A 17,483-nucleotide genomic window follows, 5' to 3' on the forward strand; every position below is an offset into this window, starting at 1 on the left:
CTGCATATCTAGTTTTGAAAAATACTTGTGTTTAAACAAAAAATTGATTAGTATTGCAGGCACTGAAAAGCCTTGAGAATAAAAGCTTTTCTTTCTTATAGGGCCTATAGCTCAGTTGGTTAGAGCAGCGGACTCATAATCCGTTGGTCCCGTGTTCAAGTCACGGTGGGCCCACCAAATTCGAACCTCATAATCTTTTAGGTTATGAGGTTTTTTAATGTCTTCTATTTTTCAGAACATCTGGATCTTTATATCTTTTCAGTGGTTCATAATTTTAATAATCCGTTGGTTTATAGGTCAAACTTCACACTATTTAATTTTTAAATATCTTGTCTTTCTTATCAGTATTAAATATCTGTCCTATCATTCAATACCTCATAACTAAAAAAGAAAGTAAAACGATCTATCTTCGGAAAATTTAAAATTTCAGCTACTTACCCCTTTTCCTATTAGCACAAGCGGTTTCATAATGTTTTCTTGAACTGTGCATGATAGACAATAAAAGTATTTATATTCATCTCCCTATGAATGTTCTCAACTTCCTACTAATAACACGTCAGGCTGTAGTTAAAAATTTTCACTTAAGACAATTACCCATCATGAGTACGCTAGTCTATTTCATTATTTAATAAAGCCATACTTTGTAGCTTAAAACAAAAAATATTTGTTTTTAAAGAATTTTTCTTAGTTCCAAATATAAATGATTGTGAAAAAACAACAGTGAAAATTACATAATTAAATCATTACACCTTCTTATCATCGTTAAAAAGTTCAACTGATTGAACTTGCCCCTTTCAAAACTCAAAAACATCATTTTTTGCTTAAAAACCGTAAAAAATTACAGTTATTTCCTTTCAAAAAAACCATTAAATTTTGATCAAAGAATAAGCAGATGTATTGATATCACAGAATCCTAAAATGCATCTACCTACAAGAAATCATTCCATAACGGAGTGACTGTGGATTCCAGAAACCACAAAAAATAAATGGGGCGAATTTCGGAAAAGCCAGACGAGTACGAAAATTTAAAAGGAAGTATTAAAATGAGCAAATGTCAATGTGAAAAAGACGTGATCCCTGACTACACAAAAGTCGGATTTGAAAATCAACCTGCAAACGCTAATTTAGCAAGTGACAATAATAACTTAACAGCTGAAAATAATATAACTGTAGAAGGCCTCAAAAGCCAACTAGATTCAGCTGGAGTTCAAGCATTAAACCTTCAAGCTTGTGTTTCAGCTTCTTATGATCCAAAAACAAACAAAATATGCTTCAACTTTCCAATCATTGGGCAAATTTGCTTCCCATCTCCTATTAGTATTCCAATTGGCGCCACACTAAAAGTCTGTGGTGATGTTTGTACAACATGGGGTATCCCAAAAGGTTTAAAAATTACACTCTATCTTAACAACAATCCTGTTTGGTCTGGTGTTGTTTGGGGTTCTTGTTAAATCTAACCAATCACATCAATCTGCTGCACTATAATTTTATAGTGCAGCAGATTCATACTTTTTGTCATCTACACGAATTTTCATATTTAAGGGCAATCAAAATAAATGCATCATTTATAATTAAAAGACAGGAGCTTTTACTTCTTATTCATGATTAGCTTTTGTTCGCAGGTAAAAACTTAGCTTTAATTAAAGATTAAATATAATGTATAATTAATATACAATTTAAAACCTATTATATTATTAATGGTGAATTGGTGAGACCGAAGTCAAAGCAGCAAGGACCACTCATGCAGTTTATTTATTAACCAATTAATACCAATAATTTGGAGTTATAAAAATCCTATCAAGGGAATACTTGACCATAAAATCAAATACTTTTAATAAAATTTTATGCATTAAGGACAAGGGGAAAACATGGAAAATTGGCAAGAAGATCTGCTTTCTGCATCTTTAAATGCAAAAGATACTGATCAGCTGTTTGATACAGCCAAATCCATTAGCTTGCAGCTGGGATATAACTATTGTGCGTATGGTATGCATATCCCACTCTCTATTACTCAACCTAAGTTAATCTTATTAAATAACTATCCCGAAGAATGGCAGCAACGTTATGCTCAGCATCGGTATATTGTTATTGATCCAACAGTACGCCATTGTCTAAGCTCATTAAAACCACTTATTTGGTCTAGCCAAAAAGCAAATAAACAATCACCAAAAGATTTTTGGGAAGAAGCAGAATCATAAGGCTTGAGCGTTGGTTGGTCACAATCATGTCGAGATTTAATTGGTACGCAAGGCATGCTTACACTTGCCAGATCAGCCGATCCAATTTCCGAACAAGAACAAAAATCGCAATCCTCAAAAATGTTTTGGCTTGCTCAAATGCTGCATAGTAGTCTTGCCAAAATCGTGAATGACCAAGAGTTCCGTGATTTAAATCTTAAGTTATCTAACAGAGAAAAAGAGGTATTGCGTTGGAGTGCAGAAGGAAAAACCGCTTCAGAAATCGCGCTAATTCTATCTATTAGTGAGAGAACCGTAACTTTTCATGTGGTGAATGCAATGCAAAAACTCAATGTAAACAATAAAATTTCAGCAGTCATTCGAGCAATAATGCTAGGATTGTTATAAATTTGCATCGAAATCAATTTAGCAAGCTAATATAAATCAACATTTAAAAAAAATAATGTAGATCTACCGCCACTCGTAAACTCTTATAAATTATTAATATACTAGGGATAAACTCATATTTATTGATTGAATTGACCAACAATATTATGCAAATACAATCTCATTATAAGGATATTCCGATTTTACAATGATCAGAATACATCTGCCCCTAAATAGCACTAAACCAAACTACAAATGACATAGAGAAACATCATAAACAACTGATTAATCTAAGTTTAAATAAAAATATTTAAGTTCTCTAATTCATTAGCTAGCCAAATTTAACCCCCTAAAAATTTAATTTTGGGGGTTTTATAATTCTGAATATCTTAAAATACAATTGAATAGCACTACACGATTCAAAGATTGCTCACTTAAAGACTAAAAGAGTTTTGCTATTTCCATATTTTCAATATTCCTTTTAGTATTTATGCTTATTATAAATTATGAGTTCAATATTTGAGATATTCTTAAGCCAAATTTTGTTTAGGCATTGATTTTGATATCTCCATTTGAACATCCCAAAATTTTTCCCACAAATTACAATATTCAAGGCATAGATTTTCTAAATAAATATAGTCTTCTTCAGTACAAGCCTGCATCAAAATGAACCATAAATCTTCTTCATGATCATCATCTGCTGCCTCGGCAGTTTCATCTTCAGAAATGCCATGAACATGGTAATAACCACCACCCTCGACATCTATACCGACAGCACTGGTTGCTTTACGCAAAGGTGGACTATACAAAATCACCTCTTCTTCAGCCACAGCTAATAAAGCAGAAACAGCTTTATAGTCATTATAAGAATTCTCTAAAAAATCTCTCACCTGATGCGCGATTTCTGTTGGCTTATAGTTGCGACGCTCCTCTTCAGTTACTCCAAAATCATTCAAAACATCTTCAAATAATGGATAATGAGCATATTCAGGGTTTCCTTGATAATAACCATCTCGGTCAGCACCAGGCCTGAATCCGAACTCATCAAATATATTCAGACTTAAAAGAAAACGCGGGAACATTTTGGCTCCAGCATGCAATTTAGGTTCTAATTGCTTTGTCTGATATTGAGCCATTAATAAAGCATCTGTAAAAGTTTGTACAATTGCATGGCGATACTCTAAATGAATACGCTTTAAATTTTGTTTACTGATTTCTCCATTGTTTAAAATTTCTATTGCGGGATGATGAGAAACAGGATGTTTTGAAATCTTAACTCTTAATTGGTTTAAAAAGTCTAGATTTTTATCCCAAAGCTCAGCTGAAATGCTTTGTTTCATCCCTGCGAGTGCCTTTTTCCTAGGATTATTAAAGTTCTCAAATTTTTTTGGCATAATTCACTCTCGTTAAACTTATTAAAGTTATCTGATTTCCATATTTTATTTTAAAAACAAAGAATTACGCTAAAACCCAAACTCCTTTTGTTAAAAATCAATCTTAGAATTAAAATTATATTAAATCAAATAGAATATTAAAAAAAATTTAAAAATAATAAAGATTATTTTTATAATATTAACTTGAATCAAACTATGTTTTTGATTATGATCAAATTGATTAAAAAATCAAAAGCTATGCCAACTCATAATTAGTTCTAACTATCTGGAAAAATAATGTCAAAAAAAGAAGATATTATAAATACTGCTTTAAACCTTTTTAATAAAATAGGTTATAACGCTACGGGCGTAGATAGAATTATTGCTGAATCAAATGTCGCCAAGATGACTTTTTATAAATACTTTCCTTCTAAAGAAAGTTTAATCATGGAGTGCCTAGAGCATAGAAACATTAATATACAAAATTCTATTTATGAAAGGTTGAATGCACATCCAGATGCAGAGCCACTTGAAAAAATACATCTGATTTTTAATTGGTATATCGACTGGATTAACAGTGAAAACTTTAACGGCTGCCTATTTAAGAAGGCATTTATTGAAGTATCTAAACAATACACTTCAATTCGAGAACCATTTCAAGAATATACAAATTGGTTAATCAATTTATTAAATAGTTTATTAGTAGAGCTTGGTATTGAAAACCCTACTCCGCTTACCCATATGCTTATCTCAGTTATTGATGGGATTATCATTGATGGAACAATTGATAAAGATTTGATTGATCCTAACAAAAAATGGCAATATATCGAGTATTTAATTAAAACTGAAAATCTTAGTTGAACTGATAAAAGTTAATCCCAAACCAATATATTATATATTTTTATATTGACTAGTTAAAATATAGCACTAATAAATATAAAGTTTATTGAGTATTAATATTAAAATAAATGAAATTTACTGCAGTGATAATTTTCTACCTTTTTGGACAAACTCATATTAGAATTCCGCATCCTTATTGTCTCCCACATCTCTATGAAAAAGTTTTTAGGCAATTCTATCTTTAAAGCAGTTGGTTGGACCTATGATGTAGATCCTACAATTCTTGAGAAAAAACAAGTTATTATTGGTTTTGAGCATACTTCCAATTTGGATGCAATCTTATCTATTGCTCTGTTTCAAATGTTAGACCTAAAAATTCATACTTTAATAAAAAAGGAACTTTTCAAAGGTCCAATGAAGCCTATTCTTGAGAAATTAGGTGGAATACCTGTAGATCGAAAAGCGAGTAAAGATATTGTCTCTCAAATGGTCGAAAAATTTCAAAGTCACGATACATTTAATCTAGTCATTGCACCTGAAGCAACACGTGCAAAAGATGGATCTGAACGCAGACCTATCCGTACTGGATTCTGGCATATTGCTAAAGCTGCTAATGTGCCAATCGTACTGATGTACGCAAATGCAAGAACAAAAAAAGGCGGTATTTTAGGCAAAATTTACCCTTCAGATTTGCAAAAGGATCTTGAAACAATTAAAGAACTCTATGCGCAATATGATATTGATGTAAAGATTAGCTAACCAATTTAGTCACAAACTTCGAGTCTATTTTTTTAGCTAAATTTAGACTCTCAAAGCGTGCTTAATTGGTTAACAAAACATAGGACAACAGTTTTCAAGAAAACCATGCCTATGATAATATTCTGGCACTTTTGCATTTTTTAATTTTTGGAGTTCACTTCCATGGCGGGTCATTCTAAATGGGCCAATATTAAGCATCGTAAAGCTAAACAAGATGCAAGTCGCGGTAAAGTTTTTACTAAATATATTCGTGAAATTGTGACTGCTGCCAGACTTGGTGGTGGAGATGCTGCTAGTAACCCTCGCCTTCGTGCTGTTGTCGAAAAAGCACTTTCTGTCAATATGACACGTGACACCATTAACCGTGCGATTCAACGCGGTGTGGGTGGTGAAGATAATGATGATTTAAAAGAAGTAACTTACGAAGGTTATGGCGTTGGTGGTGTTGCTGTTCTTATTGAAACAATGACAGATAACCTAAACCGTACAGTGCCAGATGTACGTCACTGTTTTAGTAAAACAAATGGTAATTTAGGAACTGCGGGTTCTGTATCTTATCTATTTACTAAGCGTGGTGAAATTACTTTTGAAGATGTCTCTTTAGAAGATAAAATCATGGAAGTTGCTCTAGAAGCTGGTGCAGAAGATATTGAAGTTTCAGAAGATGAAATTTTAGTCATTACTTCACCAGAAACTTTTGGTGATGTTCAAGATGCTCTCGCTGCTGCGGGCTTAAAATCTGATAACGCTGAAGTTGTAATGAGCCCTTCAACTAAAGCTGAAATTACAGATGTTGACCAAGCAAAACAAATTCTCAAAATGATCGATATGTTTGAAGATCTTGATGATGTACAAAACGTTTATACAAACGTTGAATTCTCAGATGAAGTTTTAGCTCAATTAGATGCTTAAACCAAACATTGAAATTAAAAAACGCACCGATTGGTGCGTTTTTTTATAGCTTATTTAATAAGTTATAACAGTTAAACACATTGTACTCTTTAATCACAAAGCTCGAATGTAGAGCGACGACATTGTCAATTTTACCAATCCGTCTTAATAAAATTTCGCTGTAGTCATCCATATTACGTGCGACCAATTCAAGAATAAAGTCGGCACTTTGACCAGTGACTAAAAATGCATTTGTAACTTCAGGAATAGCTTCAATTTCAGAGAGGAATTTATCAAAGGTCTCGCTATCATGTTTACTTAAAGAGACTTGTAGCAAAATATGTAAGGTAAAACCCAATTTGCTAAAGTTAATTTCTCTTTTAAGCTGTCCCATGATATTAGCTTCAATTAAGTGCTTAATGCGGCGATGAACAGAGCTAACTGAAAGATTAATCCGTTCTGAGAGCTCATTCAAATTCAGGTCTTCATGAGACAAAATTTCCAGAATTTGTTTATCAAAACGGTCTAACTCCATTCTTTTCTCCAATCAGTACTCTTTATAAGTGAACAGTATATCCTAAAGCCAAGTCTACTTTAAAAATCAAACACGATTAAAAAAAGAATTAAGCTTTACTTCAATATGTTGACCAAACCTGTGCCTGTTAACTGTGCAGTAGTATGACGTTTATAGCGCATTTGGAATGGTTTATAGCCTTATATCCTTTCAACTTTTCATTTAACACATTAGTAAAACAATATGTTATTTAAGAATAATGAGTATTTTCTAAATAAAATCAATTACTTTTCAGAATTTCAAAAAGTTGGCACTGTTTTTGATATGCAGATATTGGAAAAATTTTATATCCGATGTGGGGAATACCTGTGAAAAAAATCAAAACTTTAGTTCTTGCCATGAGTGCTGTTAGCCTAACAGGTATAATGGTGCCAGCCCATGCTGCTACTGATGCAGAAGTAGATGCTTTACGCAAAGAGGTCGGTGAATTAAAACAACTGGTTCAGCAACTATCAAGTCAGCAAAAAACAGCACTTGCAGCTAATACTCCAGCAGCTCCACAAACTGCAACTGTGGCAAATCCACCTGCTCCACAAGGCAAACCTGGATGGATGCAAATGCCTGATGGACAAACTCAAGTTAAGCTCTATGGAAACGTACGAGTAGATGCAACTTATGACTTTAAAGGTTCAAATGGAAGCATTTCAAATGCAGCCAATTACCCATTAAATAAAGATGATCCAAGACAAAATTCTTTAAATGTATCTGCTGCAACTACACGTATTGGTCTAGATATTCTTCGACCTACCCAATATGGTGATTTAACCGGAAAAATTGAAGCCGACTTTATGGGGGGTAATGGCGACAATGGCAGTGGAACTTTCCGTGTACGCCATGCTTATATGTCTTTAGGTAAATGGTTAGCAGGTCAAACGACTTCACCTTTCGTAAATACCGATACATCTCCAGAAACATTAGACTTTACAGGTGCAGTGGGCACAGGAACAACCCGTACCGTACAAGTCCGCTATACCCAGCCGATTGATGCGCAACAAAAAATCTTATTTGCTTTAGAAGGTGGCGATGTTGAAAAAGTAGGAAATGTTGCGGGTGGAAGCCGTTTCCCTGCTCTAACAACGCGTTATGATTTTAAAACTGCCGATAATAAAGGCTTATTACAACTTCATGGGCTTGCTCACGAAAACCGTGTCGCACCTAAAGATAGTTCATCTGAAGAAAAATTTGGTTGGGGTGTCGGCATAGGCGGAAAGTATGATATTACCCCTCAAGATAGTGTTATGGCGAATTACTATCATGTTAAAGGCGATGGTCGATATTTATCTTATAGCAACTCTGCTTATGCATATGACACAGTTAGTCAAGATATCAACTTAGGAGAATTTGATAGCGCTGTTATTGGCTATCAACGCAAATGGAATCCAATATTACGTTCTACTTTCGCAATTGGCGGAGTTCAGTATAAAGATGACAGCACATATGCCAATACTAATTTAAATAACACCAGCTATAACAAAGAAATTTATAATGCGCTGGTTAATTTAATCTGGAACCCAGTTAAGAACATTGACTTAGGTGCAGAATACACTTACGGCCAGCGTGAAACATTTGCAGGTGATAAAGGCGATTACTCACGTATAAATTTACTTGCTAAATATAATTTCTAAAAGCTAGATATAAAAAAAGAGCCTTTAAAGGCTCTTTTTTTATTGTCACAATTAATGCATTGCCTGAATTTTCTCTAAGAAAAGTTTAGCGCGCTCGTGACGAGCCTCTAAATTATCAAAAAATTCATTGGTTGGACAATCTTCAAGAATTTTCCCTTCATCCATGAAAATTAAACGGTTCGATACTCGTTTAGCAAAACCCATTTCATGAGTAACACACATCATGGTCATACCTTCATTTGCAAGTTGTACCATCACTTCAAGCACTTCTCCTACCATTTCAGGGTCGAGTGCCGAAGTAGGTTCATCAAACAACATACAGACTGGGTCCATAGATAATCCGCGAGCAATTGCAACACGTTGTTGTTGTCCACCAGAAAGTTGTCCTGGAAATTTATCTTTATGCGCAAGTAACCCAACTCGTTCCAGATACTTAAGTCCCTTTTCCCGAGCTTCAGCAACTGAGCGTTTTAATACCTTCACTTGAGCAATCGTTAAATTTTCCAAAACTGTCATGTGCGGAAAAAGTTCAAAGTGCTGAAACACCATTCCTACGCGAGAACGGAATTTTGCAAGATCAGTTTTTGGATCTTTTAATGAAACCCCATCAACAATAATGTCACCTTGCTGAAATGGTTCTAAAGCATTTACGGTTTTAATGAGCGTTGATTTTCCTGAACCAGATGGCCCGCAAACAACAACGACATCACCTTTTTCAATACTCGTCGTGCAATCTGTTAAAACCTGAAAATCACCATACCATTTAGAGATATGTTGGATGTCTATCATTGGCATTTAAAATCTCCAATTAGCGAATGATGGCAATTTTTTTCTGTAAGCGTTTGACTAATTGCGATAGTACAAACGAGCTACAGAAATACACCACAGCGACGATTAAGTAGAATGTTGCTTTTGTTTCAGGACCATAGGTATTAGCCAATGTATCTGCACGACCTAAGAAGTCTGGTGCACTAATCACATAGACTAATGACACATCCTGAAAGAGAATAATGGTTTGAGTAAGTAATACTGGGAGCATATTACGGAAGGCCTGCGGTAACACCACATAACGCATAGATTGACCATAGGTGAAACCTAAAGCGTAGCCTGCATTGACCTGACCTTTTGAAATAGACTGAATACCGGAACGTACAATTTCCGAGAAAAATGCAGCTTCAAAAATAGCAAAGGTCACAACACTCGAAAATAATGGCCCCCAATAAGTATCTGATTGAAACTCAAATATTTTCGGCAACAAAAAATAGAAAATAAAGATGACCTGAATTAATGGAATACCACGAAATAGATCGACATAGAACTTCGCAAAGTTACTTGCGATTGTGCTGTTAGATAAACGCATCATTGCCAATGGAGTTCCAATCAGGATCCCTCCCATCATCGCAAGTACCGTTACCGTAAGCGTGAAGATAAAACCTTCTTTGAGTGCAGCAATAACATCAGGATTATGTAATAGAGAAAAATCCATAATTATTTTCCTCCCGAACCTAAACCTGGTACAGCCATACGTTTTTCAATCCATGCCATCACAAATTTAATGGTGTAGGTAATGATTAAATAAACCGGTGTAGACAGAATAAGAATGATAATATCCTGAGAAGTCTCTTCTCGCATGGTTTTGGTATAAGCGAAGAAGTTCAAAACACTTAACGCATATAGAACTGCTGAGTTCTTAAAAACGTTCATTGCTTCTGAAGTAATAGTTGGCCATACAGTGCGGTATGCAACTGGTAAAATCACATAACGATAACTTTGCGCCGTTGTAAAACCCATTGCAGAAGCTGCGAACTTTTGTCCGCGAGAAACTGTGTTAATCCCCGCTCTTACATGCTCAGAAACACGTGCTGCGGTATATAGACCCAAAGCAAAAACACCAATAACAGCAGGATGATGATTTAGAAGGTTTTTCCACCATCCACCTGCTACAACGTCTCCACTTCCGGCACTTAAACTATCTGGTAAGAACTCTGGGAATACAAAAGCCCAGAAGAATAACTGTACAATTAAAGGAATATTACGGAATATTTCGACATAACAGTTGCCGATAAATGCAAGCGGTTTGTTGGGTAAAGTACGAATTACCCCAAGGAGAGAACCTAATAAAAATGCGATAAGAAAGGCTACAACAGCAGTCCATACCATAGTAAAGACACCAGAACCTAACATTTGTAACCAAGTGGGCGCCTCAGCATAAGCATTGTAGCTAGAGCTACCAATGACTTTACAAACTGATTCTGCCCATGCGGCTTTATCGACACCATATTCATTAGACTCCGCACAGAATATAGTCCAGTTTAGCGAGCCGACTGACATGTTTGCCCCTTAAATGAATATCTTAGAAAATAGACCACTTGTGCAAATGAGGTTTTACACTTGCACAAGTAAATTTAGGACAAAAGGAACGAGTTAGATCCCTGCATCTGTTGGGTGGGCTTTAAGCTTTTTGTAAGATGCACTTGGCTGCATATTTAAATTAGTATTTTTTGGTGGAATTGGAGATAAGAACCATTTCTTATATAAAGCGTCCATTTGACCAGTTTTCCATAAATTATTTACGGTACGGTCGGCAACTGCTTTAAATTTTGGATCATCTTTAGCAATCATGATGCCATAAGGTTCTGACGAAAGTACTGGCCCTACAATTGCGAATGCTTTTGGTGTAGATGACTTAGCAATTAGACCAGCTAAGATATTGTCATCCATTACAAATGCTGCGGCACGACCAGATGCCATCATGGCAAATGAGTCAGAATGATCTTTACCATAAATGTTTTGTACATTAAGTGACTGACCTTTTTCATTCATTTTAATGTACTTGTCTGATGTTGTACCTTGAGTCGTAACCACTGCTTTACCATTTAAATCAGCTAGACTTTTAATACCAGAGTTTGCTTTAACAGCCATGCGCACTTCTGTTGCATAGTAGTTCGTTGAAAAACCAACTTGTTGCTGACGCTGTTTAGAGTTTGTAGTCGTGCCACATTCCATATCAATATTTCCTGCTAAAAGCTCAGGAATACGTGTTGATGAAGTGACTGCCTTGTATTCAACTTTTAAACCAGGCATTTTCAATTCTTTCTTAATATCATTTGCGAACTGGTTACAAATGTCGACTGCATAACCTACTGGTTTACCTCCAACAACGTATGAAATTGGGTCGGATGATTCTCGGTGACCAATAACGATTTTTCCAGTACTTTTGATTTTTGCTAATGTGTCTGCTGCCTGTATTTGAGAAGTAGCACCAACCGTACAAAGCATAATTGTTGAAACAATGAGAGAGGTTGCAGAACGTTTCATAAGAACTCCTTGATGATCATTCCTCTATTTGTCTACAGAATCATTCTTATAGAGAAATAAAGTGATTTATTATTAAATTGCAATTATCGAGCCAACTTTTCCAAGTAGGACTTCATCCATTTGCTTCACTTATTATTTATCTGTTTCGCAGAGTTAATACCTTTAAAACTGCTCACATGTTTCTACTTTAATCTATATTTTAATCTTCTGTCTATTATTAAGCTCATCTAATTACACTTAAATGTGGCAATTTTTGATTACATTGTAAACACATGCACAATAAAGTGGCTTAATTTTTTCTAAAAACTGTTTTTAGAAAAACTATTTTATTAATAAAAAGAAAAATTAATTTTATTAGGCATTTAGACTAAAAGTCTAAGTTTGTAATTTAAAAACAAAACCAACCTCAAAATAATAAATAAAAATGTTTTAATAAAATTCATTTATAAAATTTATAGTCATGTTTTTTACAATTAAAATATTTCTACAAATATAAAAAAAGCCCGATTTATTTCGAGCCTTTTTATAAAACCTATAGATTAAATGCCTCGCCAATCAACGCGAGCATTTCTTTCTGTTTGATATATTCTTAAAACATATTGTCCAAGCGGCAAATCAAGTAAAGCTTTCTGATAATTGCTCCACTCTGGTGACACCTCTTCATCCTCTTCGGGCTCCCATGGTGTACCTTTTATTTCAAGTAAAGGTGCAAGCATAGAACATACTGAAATATCGGCGAGACTTAAGCGGTCTCCAACCATATAACGTGCTTGGTTTTCGATGAGGTACTGATTCAACTCATTTATAAGTTCATCCATACGTTCTTTTGACTGGCTCACAACTTCCCCTTCAAGCTTATAGTTCTTCTTTACTAAAGTTTTGAGGAAAGGTTTTGATATTTTTTCAAACTGGCGCAAGTAACCTTGCTCACCCATCATAATCTCTAGAGCATGGTCTCCATGGGCTAAAGTATGAGCAAGTGCCCAACGACGTACATGTACACCAAGTTCATCTGCCAAGCTATCTATCTTGAGCGTTTGTTGTCGAAGTTGTTCATCACGGCGCAAAAGTGCATGCTCTGGATAAGTATCATCCAGATAAAGTGCAATTTTAGTTGATTCAGCAATCCAACGTTGTTCATCTTTCAAAATTGGCAATAAATTTTGCCCAGTTTTGAGTTGTGCAAATGCACGATGGAAGCCTGGAATCAAATTATGTGCAACGTAATCAAGTTCTTTATGGTCTAACAACCAGCGAGCTTTTTCACAATAATGAGACAAAGGAAACTGATACAAAACCCGCATAAAATCTCCACGTTTATTTTTATTTGACTATTCGTACAAAAATCGTCGTCGTTAAGTAGATACTTTAGAAGCTATTTTTAATGAAAACAATGGATATTGTGCTCATTTTTCACTGACAGTTAGGTCTATATTTTTTATATCTTTTTTTACCGTACTTATAGCTCTTTTTCATATTAAAACCAGTTTAGTAATTTTCTTAGCCAATATATTTTATAATTAATTGATTTATAATAAATTTCTATATCTATATTTATCTATTAAAAATCAAAAAAAGTGCTTTGCATTTTTATTCATAAGCTGAGCATAAGTCCTCGTTTAGTGGAAAAATATTTCTTTTGTAAGGTGATGACAGCAATACAAGGTGTCATTATGTCTAATTCTCTATCTAAAACGACGGCATACGTCCAAGTCATTCAAAATGATCAACAAGCCATTAATGCTGCTTATCAAGTGGCTGATTTTGCTTTAGAGGGTCGTAATACACGTGATCAACAACGCCAACTTCCTTTAGAGCAAATCGAAAGCTTTAGTCAAAAAGGTTTAGGTGGAATTCGCATTGCAAAAAAATATGGCGGTGCTTTTGTGTCCAATAAAACTTTGGCTCAAGTCTTTCGTATTTTAAGTAAAGGTGATGCGAACGTTGGTCAGATTCCACAAAATCAGATTAGCCTTTTAAACCTGATCGAAATTATGGGCACAGAACAACAAAAACAATTTATCTTTTCAGAAATATTGGCAGGCAAACGTCTTGCTAACGGTGGACCAGAACGTAATACACATGACTCAAAAACTTTAAAAACTACACTTACCATTGAAAACGGCAAATATATTTTAAACGGCGAAAAGTTTTATTCGACAGGTACAAGTTTTGCGCATTGGCTCGCAATTAAAGCGGTTCATCCTGAAGGTCATGTGGTTTTAGTCATTGTGAATCGAGAAGCTCAAGGTATTGAAGTCATTAATGACTGGAATGGATTTGGGCAACGTACGACAGCGAGTGGTACAGTTAAATTAAATCAAGTTGAAGTTAATCCAGAACTTATTTTTGATGAACGCTTATTAACTAAAGCCCCTACTTATCGCGGTGCTTATTCTCAGTTATTACAAGTTGCCATTGATGTGGGGATTGCAGAAGCCGCTTTTGACGATACTTTATCGACTATTCATAAAGCACGTCCAATTATTGATGCAAATGTTGAAAAAGCCAGCTTTGAACATTACACCCTGCAAGAAGTAGGTAAGTTAAATATTTTACTCGATGCTGCAATTTTACTGCTTGATGAAGCTGCTGAATATTTAGATGAACTTGATCAACTTGAAACTGTGACTGACGAACAGGTAGCAAAAGCTTCAATTTTGGTCGCAGAAGCAAAAGTCTATGCCAATGATGCGGCTCTACAAATCTCTGAAAAATTGCTGGAACTAGGCGGTAGCCGTTCAAGTTTAAGCCAACACAATTTAGATCAACATTGGCGAAATGCCCGTGTACATACCTTACACGACCCCGTTCGTTGGAAATTACATGCCATTGGCAATTATTACCTTAATGGTCATTTCCCTGCCCGCCATGCCTGGATTTAAGGAGAAATTGTCATGACTTCATATCAATCGGTTCAAACTAAACAAACATCGGCATCTGGCCAAGCACACATTATTCAAAATGATGCTGAAGCATTAGAAATTGCCAAACAGTTTGCTGAGCAATTTAAAAAAACCGCAGTTGAGCGAGACTCTAAGCGAATTTTACCCTATACCGAAATCGATGCATTGAGCCAATCTGGTCTTTGGGCAATTACAGTGCCAAAGCAATATGGCGGTGCCGAAGTTTCAAGTCATACAGTCGCTAAAGTGATTGCACTTTTAAGCGGTGCAGATGGTTCAATCGGACAAATTCCACAAAACCATTTTTACGCTTTAGAAGTATTGCGCAATACAGGCACAGAAGCTCAAAAACAACGTTTATATGGCGAAGTGTTAAATGGCACTCGCTTCGGTAATGCACTTGCCGAGTTTAAAACTAAAACTTCAACCCATAAACAAACCAACATTCGTCCTCATGAAAATGGGTATTTGATTCAGGGTGAAAAGTTTTACTGCACAGGAAGTTTATTTGCTCACCGTATTCCAACCTTAGTTTTAGACGATGCAGGCCGAGAATATCTAGCCTTTGTAAAAAGTGGTTCACAAGGATTGAAACTTGTTGATGACTGGTCTGGTTTTGGGCAGAAAACCACAGGCAGCGGCACAGTTAAATTTGATCAGGTTTTTGTAGATGCGGATGATGTTATTCCTTTTGATACTGCATTTTTACAACCAACCTTAGTGGGCCCTTTTGCTCAAATTATGCATGCATCAATTGAGGTAGGCATTGCACGTGGAGCCTTTGAAGAAAGCTTGCAAAGAGTGCATCAAGCCCGCCCATGGATTGATTCAAATGTAGAAACGGCCAACCAAGATCCTTTAACGATTTATGAGCTAGGACGCATTGCTGTCGATGTACGGGCAAGTGAAGTGTTATTAAAACAAGCCGCTCAATCAATTGATGCCGCAAAAATTGAAACCACGCCTGAAAGCATTGCAAAAGCTTCAATTGATGTGGCCAAAGTACGGGCTCATAGTAGTGATATCGCACTCAAAGCATCGTCTAAGCTGATTGAACTTGCAGGAAGCCGTGGTAGTCAGTCACAAGATGGCCTAGACCGCTTCTGGCGCAATGCACGTGTGCATACGTTGCATGATGCTGCAAGATGGAAATATTACTTTATTGGGAACTATGTACTTAACGGTGTTCTACCACCTCGTCGGGGGACATTGTAATGGCTGATTTTAAAGCAAAAGAAATTTTACTAAACGCCTTTGACATGAACTGTGTGGGGCATATCAATCATGGCTTATGGACACATCCACGTGATGAATCACACCGCTTTAATGAACTAAGCTATTGGACAGAACAAGCCAAAACCTTAGAAAGTGGTTTATTTGATGGTTTATTTATTGCGGACATTACAGGTGTCTATGACGTCTATCAAAATGGTATTGATCTGACTTTAAAAGAGTCCATTCAGCTTCCGAGCCATGACCCATCTACACTCATTTCAGCTATGGCGGCAGTCACTCAAAACCTAAGTTTTGGAGTCACTGTGAACTTAAGCTATGAGCATCCATATCAGTTTGCCCGCCGTTTTGCGAGTCTTGACCATTTAACTCAAGGTCGTATTGGCTGGAATATTGTGACAGGTTATCTAGACAGTGCCGAACGCTTAATTGGTCAAAAAGGTTTAAAAGACCACGATGCTCGCTATGAACAAGCCGAAGAATTTTTAGAGCTTTGCTACAAATATTGGGAAGGTTCATGGGAAAACGACGCCGTTAAAAAAGATAAAGTACAGCGTGTTTTTACAGATCCATCTAAAGTTCACACTATTCACCACCACGGAAAATATTACCAAAGTGAAGGTGTATTTCAGGTGTCTCCTTCTGTGCAACGCACCCCGACACTGTTTCAAGCAGGTGCTTCACCAAAAGGCATGCAATTTGCGACTCGCCATGCTGAGTGTGTATTTATTGGTGGCGACAAACCCGAAAAAATACGCGAACAAGTGAAAAAGATTCGTGCTCTTGCAGAACAGCAAGGCCGTTCAGCGGATGACATTAAAGTCTTCGTTGGCATCACCGTTGTTGTTGCCGAAACACATGATCTCGCTGTACAAAAACTTAATGAATATCGTCAGTATGCAAGTCCTGAAGCTGGCCTCGCGCATTATGCGAGTTCAACTGGCATCGACTTAAGTAAATTTGCTGACGATGAAGCGATTCCTTACCAAAAAATTAACAGCATTGTTTCGATTACCGAAAAATTTAAAGAGCAACAAATCACGAAAAATGACTTAAAAGCTCAGCATGTTTTAGGTGGTCGTTATCCCCTCATCGTGGGTAGTGGCGAAGAAGTTGCTGAATACTTAATTCATCTTTTAGATGAGACAGATATTGATGGCTTTAATTTGACACGTACAGTTGCACCGGAGTCTCACCACGACTTTATTCGCTTGGTTATTCCTGAACTACAGCAACGTGGTCGCTATAAAACTTCATATAAAACGGGTTCACTACGGAACAAAATTTTTAATCGGGGTGATCAATTACCAGAACAACACCCTGTTCAAGCGTTCCGATGTAGTCCCTATAACAACAGCAAAAACTTAACAAAAATTGAAGAAATAATCGCTTAAATTTGG

Annotated in this window: 15 protein-coding genes, 1 tRNA gene and 1 pseudogene; 10 read left to right on the plus strand and 7 right to left on the minus strand. The window is 35.9% G+C overall.

Annotated elements, in window-relative coordinates; translation table 11 throughout:
- Window positions 1-100 precede the first annotated feature (100 nt).
- The 3 genes and pseudogenes from I8T81_RS11065 to I8T81_RS11075 all read left to right on the plus strand — a co-directional run bounded on the left by I8T81_RS11065 (window position 101) and on the right by I8T81_RS11075 (window position 2,585).
- Window positions 101-177, plus strand: a tRNA-Ile gene (locus I8T81_RS11065).
- A gap of 866 nt (window positions 178-1,043) precedes the next feature.
- Complete coding sequence (locus I8T81_RS11070; RefSeq protein ID WP_031944963.1) at window positions 1,044-1,451, plus strand: hypothetical protein; 408 nt, start codon at window positions 1,044-1,046, stop codon at window positions 1,449-1,451.
- A gap of 417 nt (window positions 1,452-1,868) precedes the next feature.
- Window positions 1,869-2,585: pseudogene (locus I8T81_RS11075) on the plus strand (autoinducer binding domain-containing protein).
- Window positions 2,586-3,094: 509 nt separating this feature from the next.
- Here I8T81_RS11075 and I8T81_RS11080 read toward each other — a convergent pair.
- Complete coding sequence (locus I8T81_RS11080) at window positions 3,095-3,958, minus strand: heme oxygenase-like domain-containing protein (protein WP_198071176.1); 864 nt, start codon at window positions 3,956-3,958, stop codon at window positions 3,095-3,097.
- A 276-nt stretch (window positions 3,959-4,234) separates the two neighbouring features.
- Here I8T81_RS11080 and I8T81_RS11085 point away from each other — a divergent pair, with 276 nt between their 5' ends.
- The 3 genes from I8T81_RS11085 (at window position 4,235) to I8T81_RS11095 (ending at window position 6,448) form a co-directional block, all read left to right on the plus strand.
- Window positions 4,235-4,798, plus strand: a complete 564-nt coding sequence (locus I8T81_RS11085; protein WP_019458940.1) for a TetR/AcrR family transcriptional regulator — start codon at window positions 4,235-4,237, stop codon at window positions 4,796-4,798.
- A 192-nt stretch (window positions 4,799-4,990) separates the two neighbouring features.
- Window positions 4,991-5,536 (plus strand): 1-acyl-sn-glycerol-3-phosphate acyltransferase, encoded by a 546-nt coding sequence (locus I8T81_RS11090; protein WP_039252793.1) that lies wholly within the window; start codon window positions 4,991-4,993, stop codon window positions 5,534-5,536.
- Window positions 5,537-5,698: 162 nt separating this feature from the next.
- Entirely contained in the window at window positions 5,699-6,448 is a 750-nt protein-coding gene (locus tag I8T81_RS11095) for a YebC/PmpR family DNA-binding transcriptional regulator (protein ID WP_004702129.1), read from the plus strand.
- A 43-nt stretch (window positions 6,449-6,491) separates the two neighbouring features.
- Here I8T81_RS11095 and I8T81_RS11100 read toward each other — a convergent pair whose 3' ends face one another.
- The gene (locus I8T81_RS11100; protein WP_002050132.1) at window positions 6,492-6,962 is read right to left on the minus strand and encodes an Lrp/AsnC family transcriptional regulator; all 471 of its coding nucleotides are present in this window, start codon (window positions 6,960-6,962) and stop codon (window positions 6,492-6,494) included.
- 347 nt (window positions 6,963-7,309) lie between these two features.
- On the opposite strand from I8T81_RS11100, the gene I8T81_RS11105 reads away from it, so the two are divergent.
- Complete coding sequence (locus I8T81_RS11105; protein ID WP_198071177.1) at window positions 7,310-8,626, plus strand: DcaP family trimeric outer membrane transporter; 1,317 nt, start codon at window positions 7,310-7,312, stop codon at window positions 8,624-8,626.
- 51 nt (window positions 8,627-8,677) lie between these two features.
- Here the strand turns inward: I8T81_RS11105 and I8T81_RS11110 are convergent, their stop codons facing one another.
- The 5 genes from I8T81_RS11110 to I8T81_RS11130 form a co-directional block, all read right to left on the minus strand.
- Window positions 8,678-9,421, minus strand: coding sequence for an amino acid ABC transporter ATP-binding protein (locus tag I8T81_RS11110; RefSeq protein WP_019458936.1), 744 nt, complete (start codon window positions 9,419-9,421; stop codon window positions 8,678-8,680).
- 13 nt (window positions 9,422-9,434) lie between these two features.
- Complete coding sequence (locus I8T81_RS11115; protein WP_002049960.1) at window positions 9,435-10,112, minus strand: amino acid ABC transporter permease; 678 nt, start codon at window positions 10,110-10,112, stop codon at window positions 9,435-9,437.
- Window positions 10,113-10,114: 2 nt separating this feature from the next.
- Window positions 10,115-10,957 (minus strand): amino acid ABC transporter permease, encoded by an 843-nt coding sequence (locus I8T81_RS11120; protein WP_198071178.1) that lies wholly within the window; start codon window positions 10,955-10,957, stop codon window positions 10,115-10,117.
- Window positions 10,958-11,050: 93 nt separating this feature from the next.
- Window positions 11,051-11,944: an amino acid ABC transporter substrate-binding protein gene (locus I8T81_RS11125; protein ID WP_004702139.1), complete on the minus strand. Its 894-nt coding sequence runs from the start codon at window positions 11,942-11,944 to the stop codon at window positions 11,051-11,053.
- Window positions 11,945-12,483: 539 nt separating this feature from the next.
- The gene (locus I8T81_RS11130; RefSeq protein WP_198071179.1) at window positions 12,484-13,248 is read right to left on the minus strand and encodes a glutathione S-transferase family protein; all 765 of its coding nucleotides are present in this window, start codon (window positions 13,246-13,248) and stop codon (window positions 12,484-12,486) included.
- Window positions 13,249-13,593: 345 nt separating this feature from the next.
- On the opposite strand from I8T81_RS11130, the gene I8T81_RS11135 reads away from it, so the two are divergent.
- Genes I8T81_RS11135 through I8T81_RS11145 form a run of 3 tightly spaced genes read left to right on the plus strand, consistent with a single transcriptional unit; the run spans window position 13,594 to window position 17,477 of the window.
- Window positions 13,594-14,829 carry an SfnB family sulfur acquisition oxidoreductase gene (locus I8T81_RS11135; RefSeq protein ID WP_198071180.1) on the plus strand — a complete coding sequence of 412 codons (1,236 nt, stop codon included), beginning with the start codon at window positions 13,594-13,596 and terminating at the stop codon, window positions 14,827-14,829.
- Between the two features lie 12 nt (window positions 14,830-14,841).
- Window positions 14,842-16,065, plus strand: a complete 1,224-nt coding sequence (locus tag I8T81_RS11140) for an SfnB family sulfur acquisition oxidoreductase (protein ID WP_192833487.1) — start codon at window positions 14,842-14,844, stop codon at window positions 16,063-16,065.
- Entirely contained in the window at window positions 16,065-17,477 is a 1,413-nt protein-coding gene (locus tag I8T81_RS11145; protein ID WP_198071181.1) for an LLM class flavin-dependent oxidoreductase, read from the plus strand. The genes I8T81_RS11140 and I8T81_RS11145 overlap by 1 nt, the downstream gene beginning before the upstream one ends.
- Window positions 17,478-17,483 lie beyond the last annotated feature (6 nt).

It is taken from the genome of Acinetobacter seifertii, from assembly GCF_016064815.1.
Classification (GTDB): Bacteria; Pseudomonadota; Gammaproteobacteria; order Pseudomonadales; family Moraxellaceae; genus Acinetobacter; species Acinetobacter seifertii.

Bases quoted from the DNA above. Each gene is read 5' to 3' on its own strand.
- I8T81_RS11070 (WP_031944963.1), top strand. From the start codon at position 1,044: ATGAGCAAATGTCAATGTGAAAAAGACGTGATCCCTGACTACACAAAA.
- I8T81_RS11080 (WP_198071176.1), bottom strand. From the start codon at position 3,958: ATGCCAAAAAAATTTGAGAACTTTAATAATCCTAGGAAAAAGGCACTC.
- I8T81_RS11085 (WP_019458940.1), top strand. From the start codon at position 4,235: ATGTCAAAAAAAGAAGATATTATAAATACTGCTTTAAACCTTTTTAAT.
- I8T81_RS11090 (WP_039252793.1), top strand. From the start codon at position 4,991: ATGAAAAAGTTTTTAGGCAATTCTATCTTTAAAGCAGTTGGTTGGACC.
- I8T81_RS11095 (WP_004702129.1), top strand. From the start codon at position 5,699: ATGGCGGGTCATTCTAAATGGGCCAATATTAAGCATCGTAAAGCTAAA.
- I8T81_RS11100 (WP_002050132.1), bottom strand. From the start codon at position 6,962: ATGGAGTTAGACCGTTTTGATAAACAAATTCTGGAAATTTTGTCTCAT.
- I8T81_RS11110 (WP_019458936.1), bottom strand. From the start codon at position 9,421: ATGCCAATGATAGACATCCAACATATCTCTAAATGGTATGGTGATTTT.
- I8T81_RS11115 (WP_002049960.1), bottom strand. From the start codon at position 10,112: ATGGATTTTTCTCTATTACATAATCCTGATGTTATTGCTGCACTCAAA.
- I8T81_RS11120 (WP_198071178.1), bottom strand. From the start codon at position 10,957: ATGTCAGTCGGCTCGCTAAACTGGACTATATTCTGTGCGGAGTCTAAT.
- I8T81_RS11125 (WP_004702139.1), bottom strand. From the start codon at position 11,944: ATGAAACGTTCTGCAACCTCTCTCATTGTTTCAACAATTATGCTTTGT.
- I8T81_RS11130 (WP_198071179.1), bottom strand. From the start codon at position 13,248: ATGCGGGTTTTGTATCAGTTTCCTTTGTCTCATTATTGTGAAAAAGCT.
- I8T81_RS11135 (WP_198071180.1), top strand. From the start codon at position 13,594: ATGACAGCAATACAAGGTGTCATTATGTCTAATTCTCTATCTAAAACG.
- I8T81_RS11140 (WP_192833487.1), top strand. From the start codon at position 14,842: ATGACTTCATATCAATCGGTTCAAACTAAACAAACATCGGCATCTGGC.
- I8T81_RS11145 (WP_198071181.1), top strand. From the start codon at position 16,065: ATGGCTGATTTTAAAGCAAAAGAAATTTTACTAAACGCCTTTGACATG.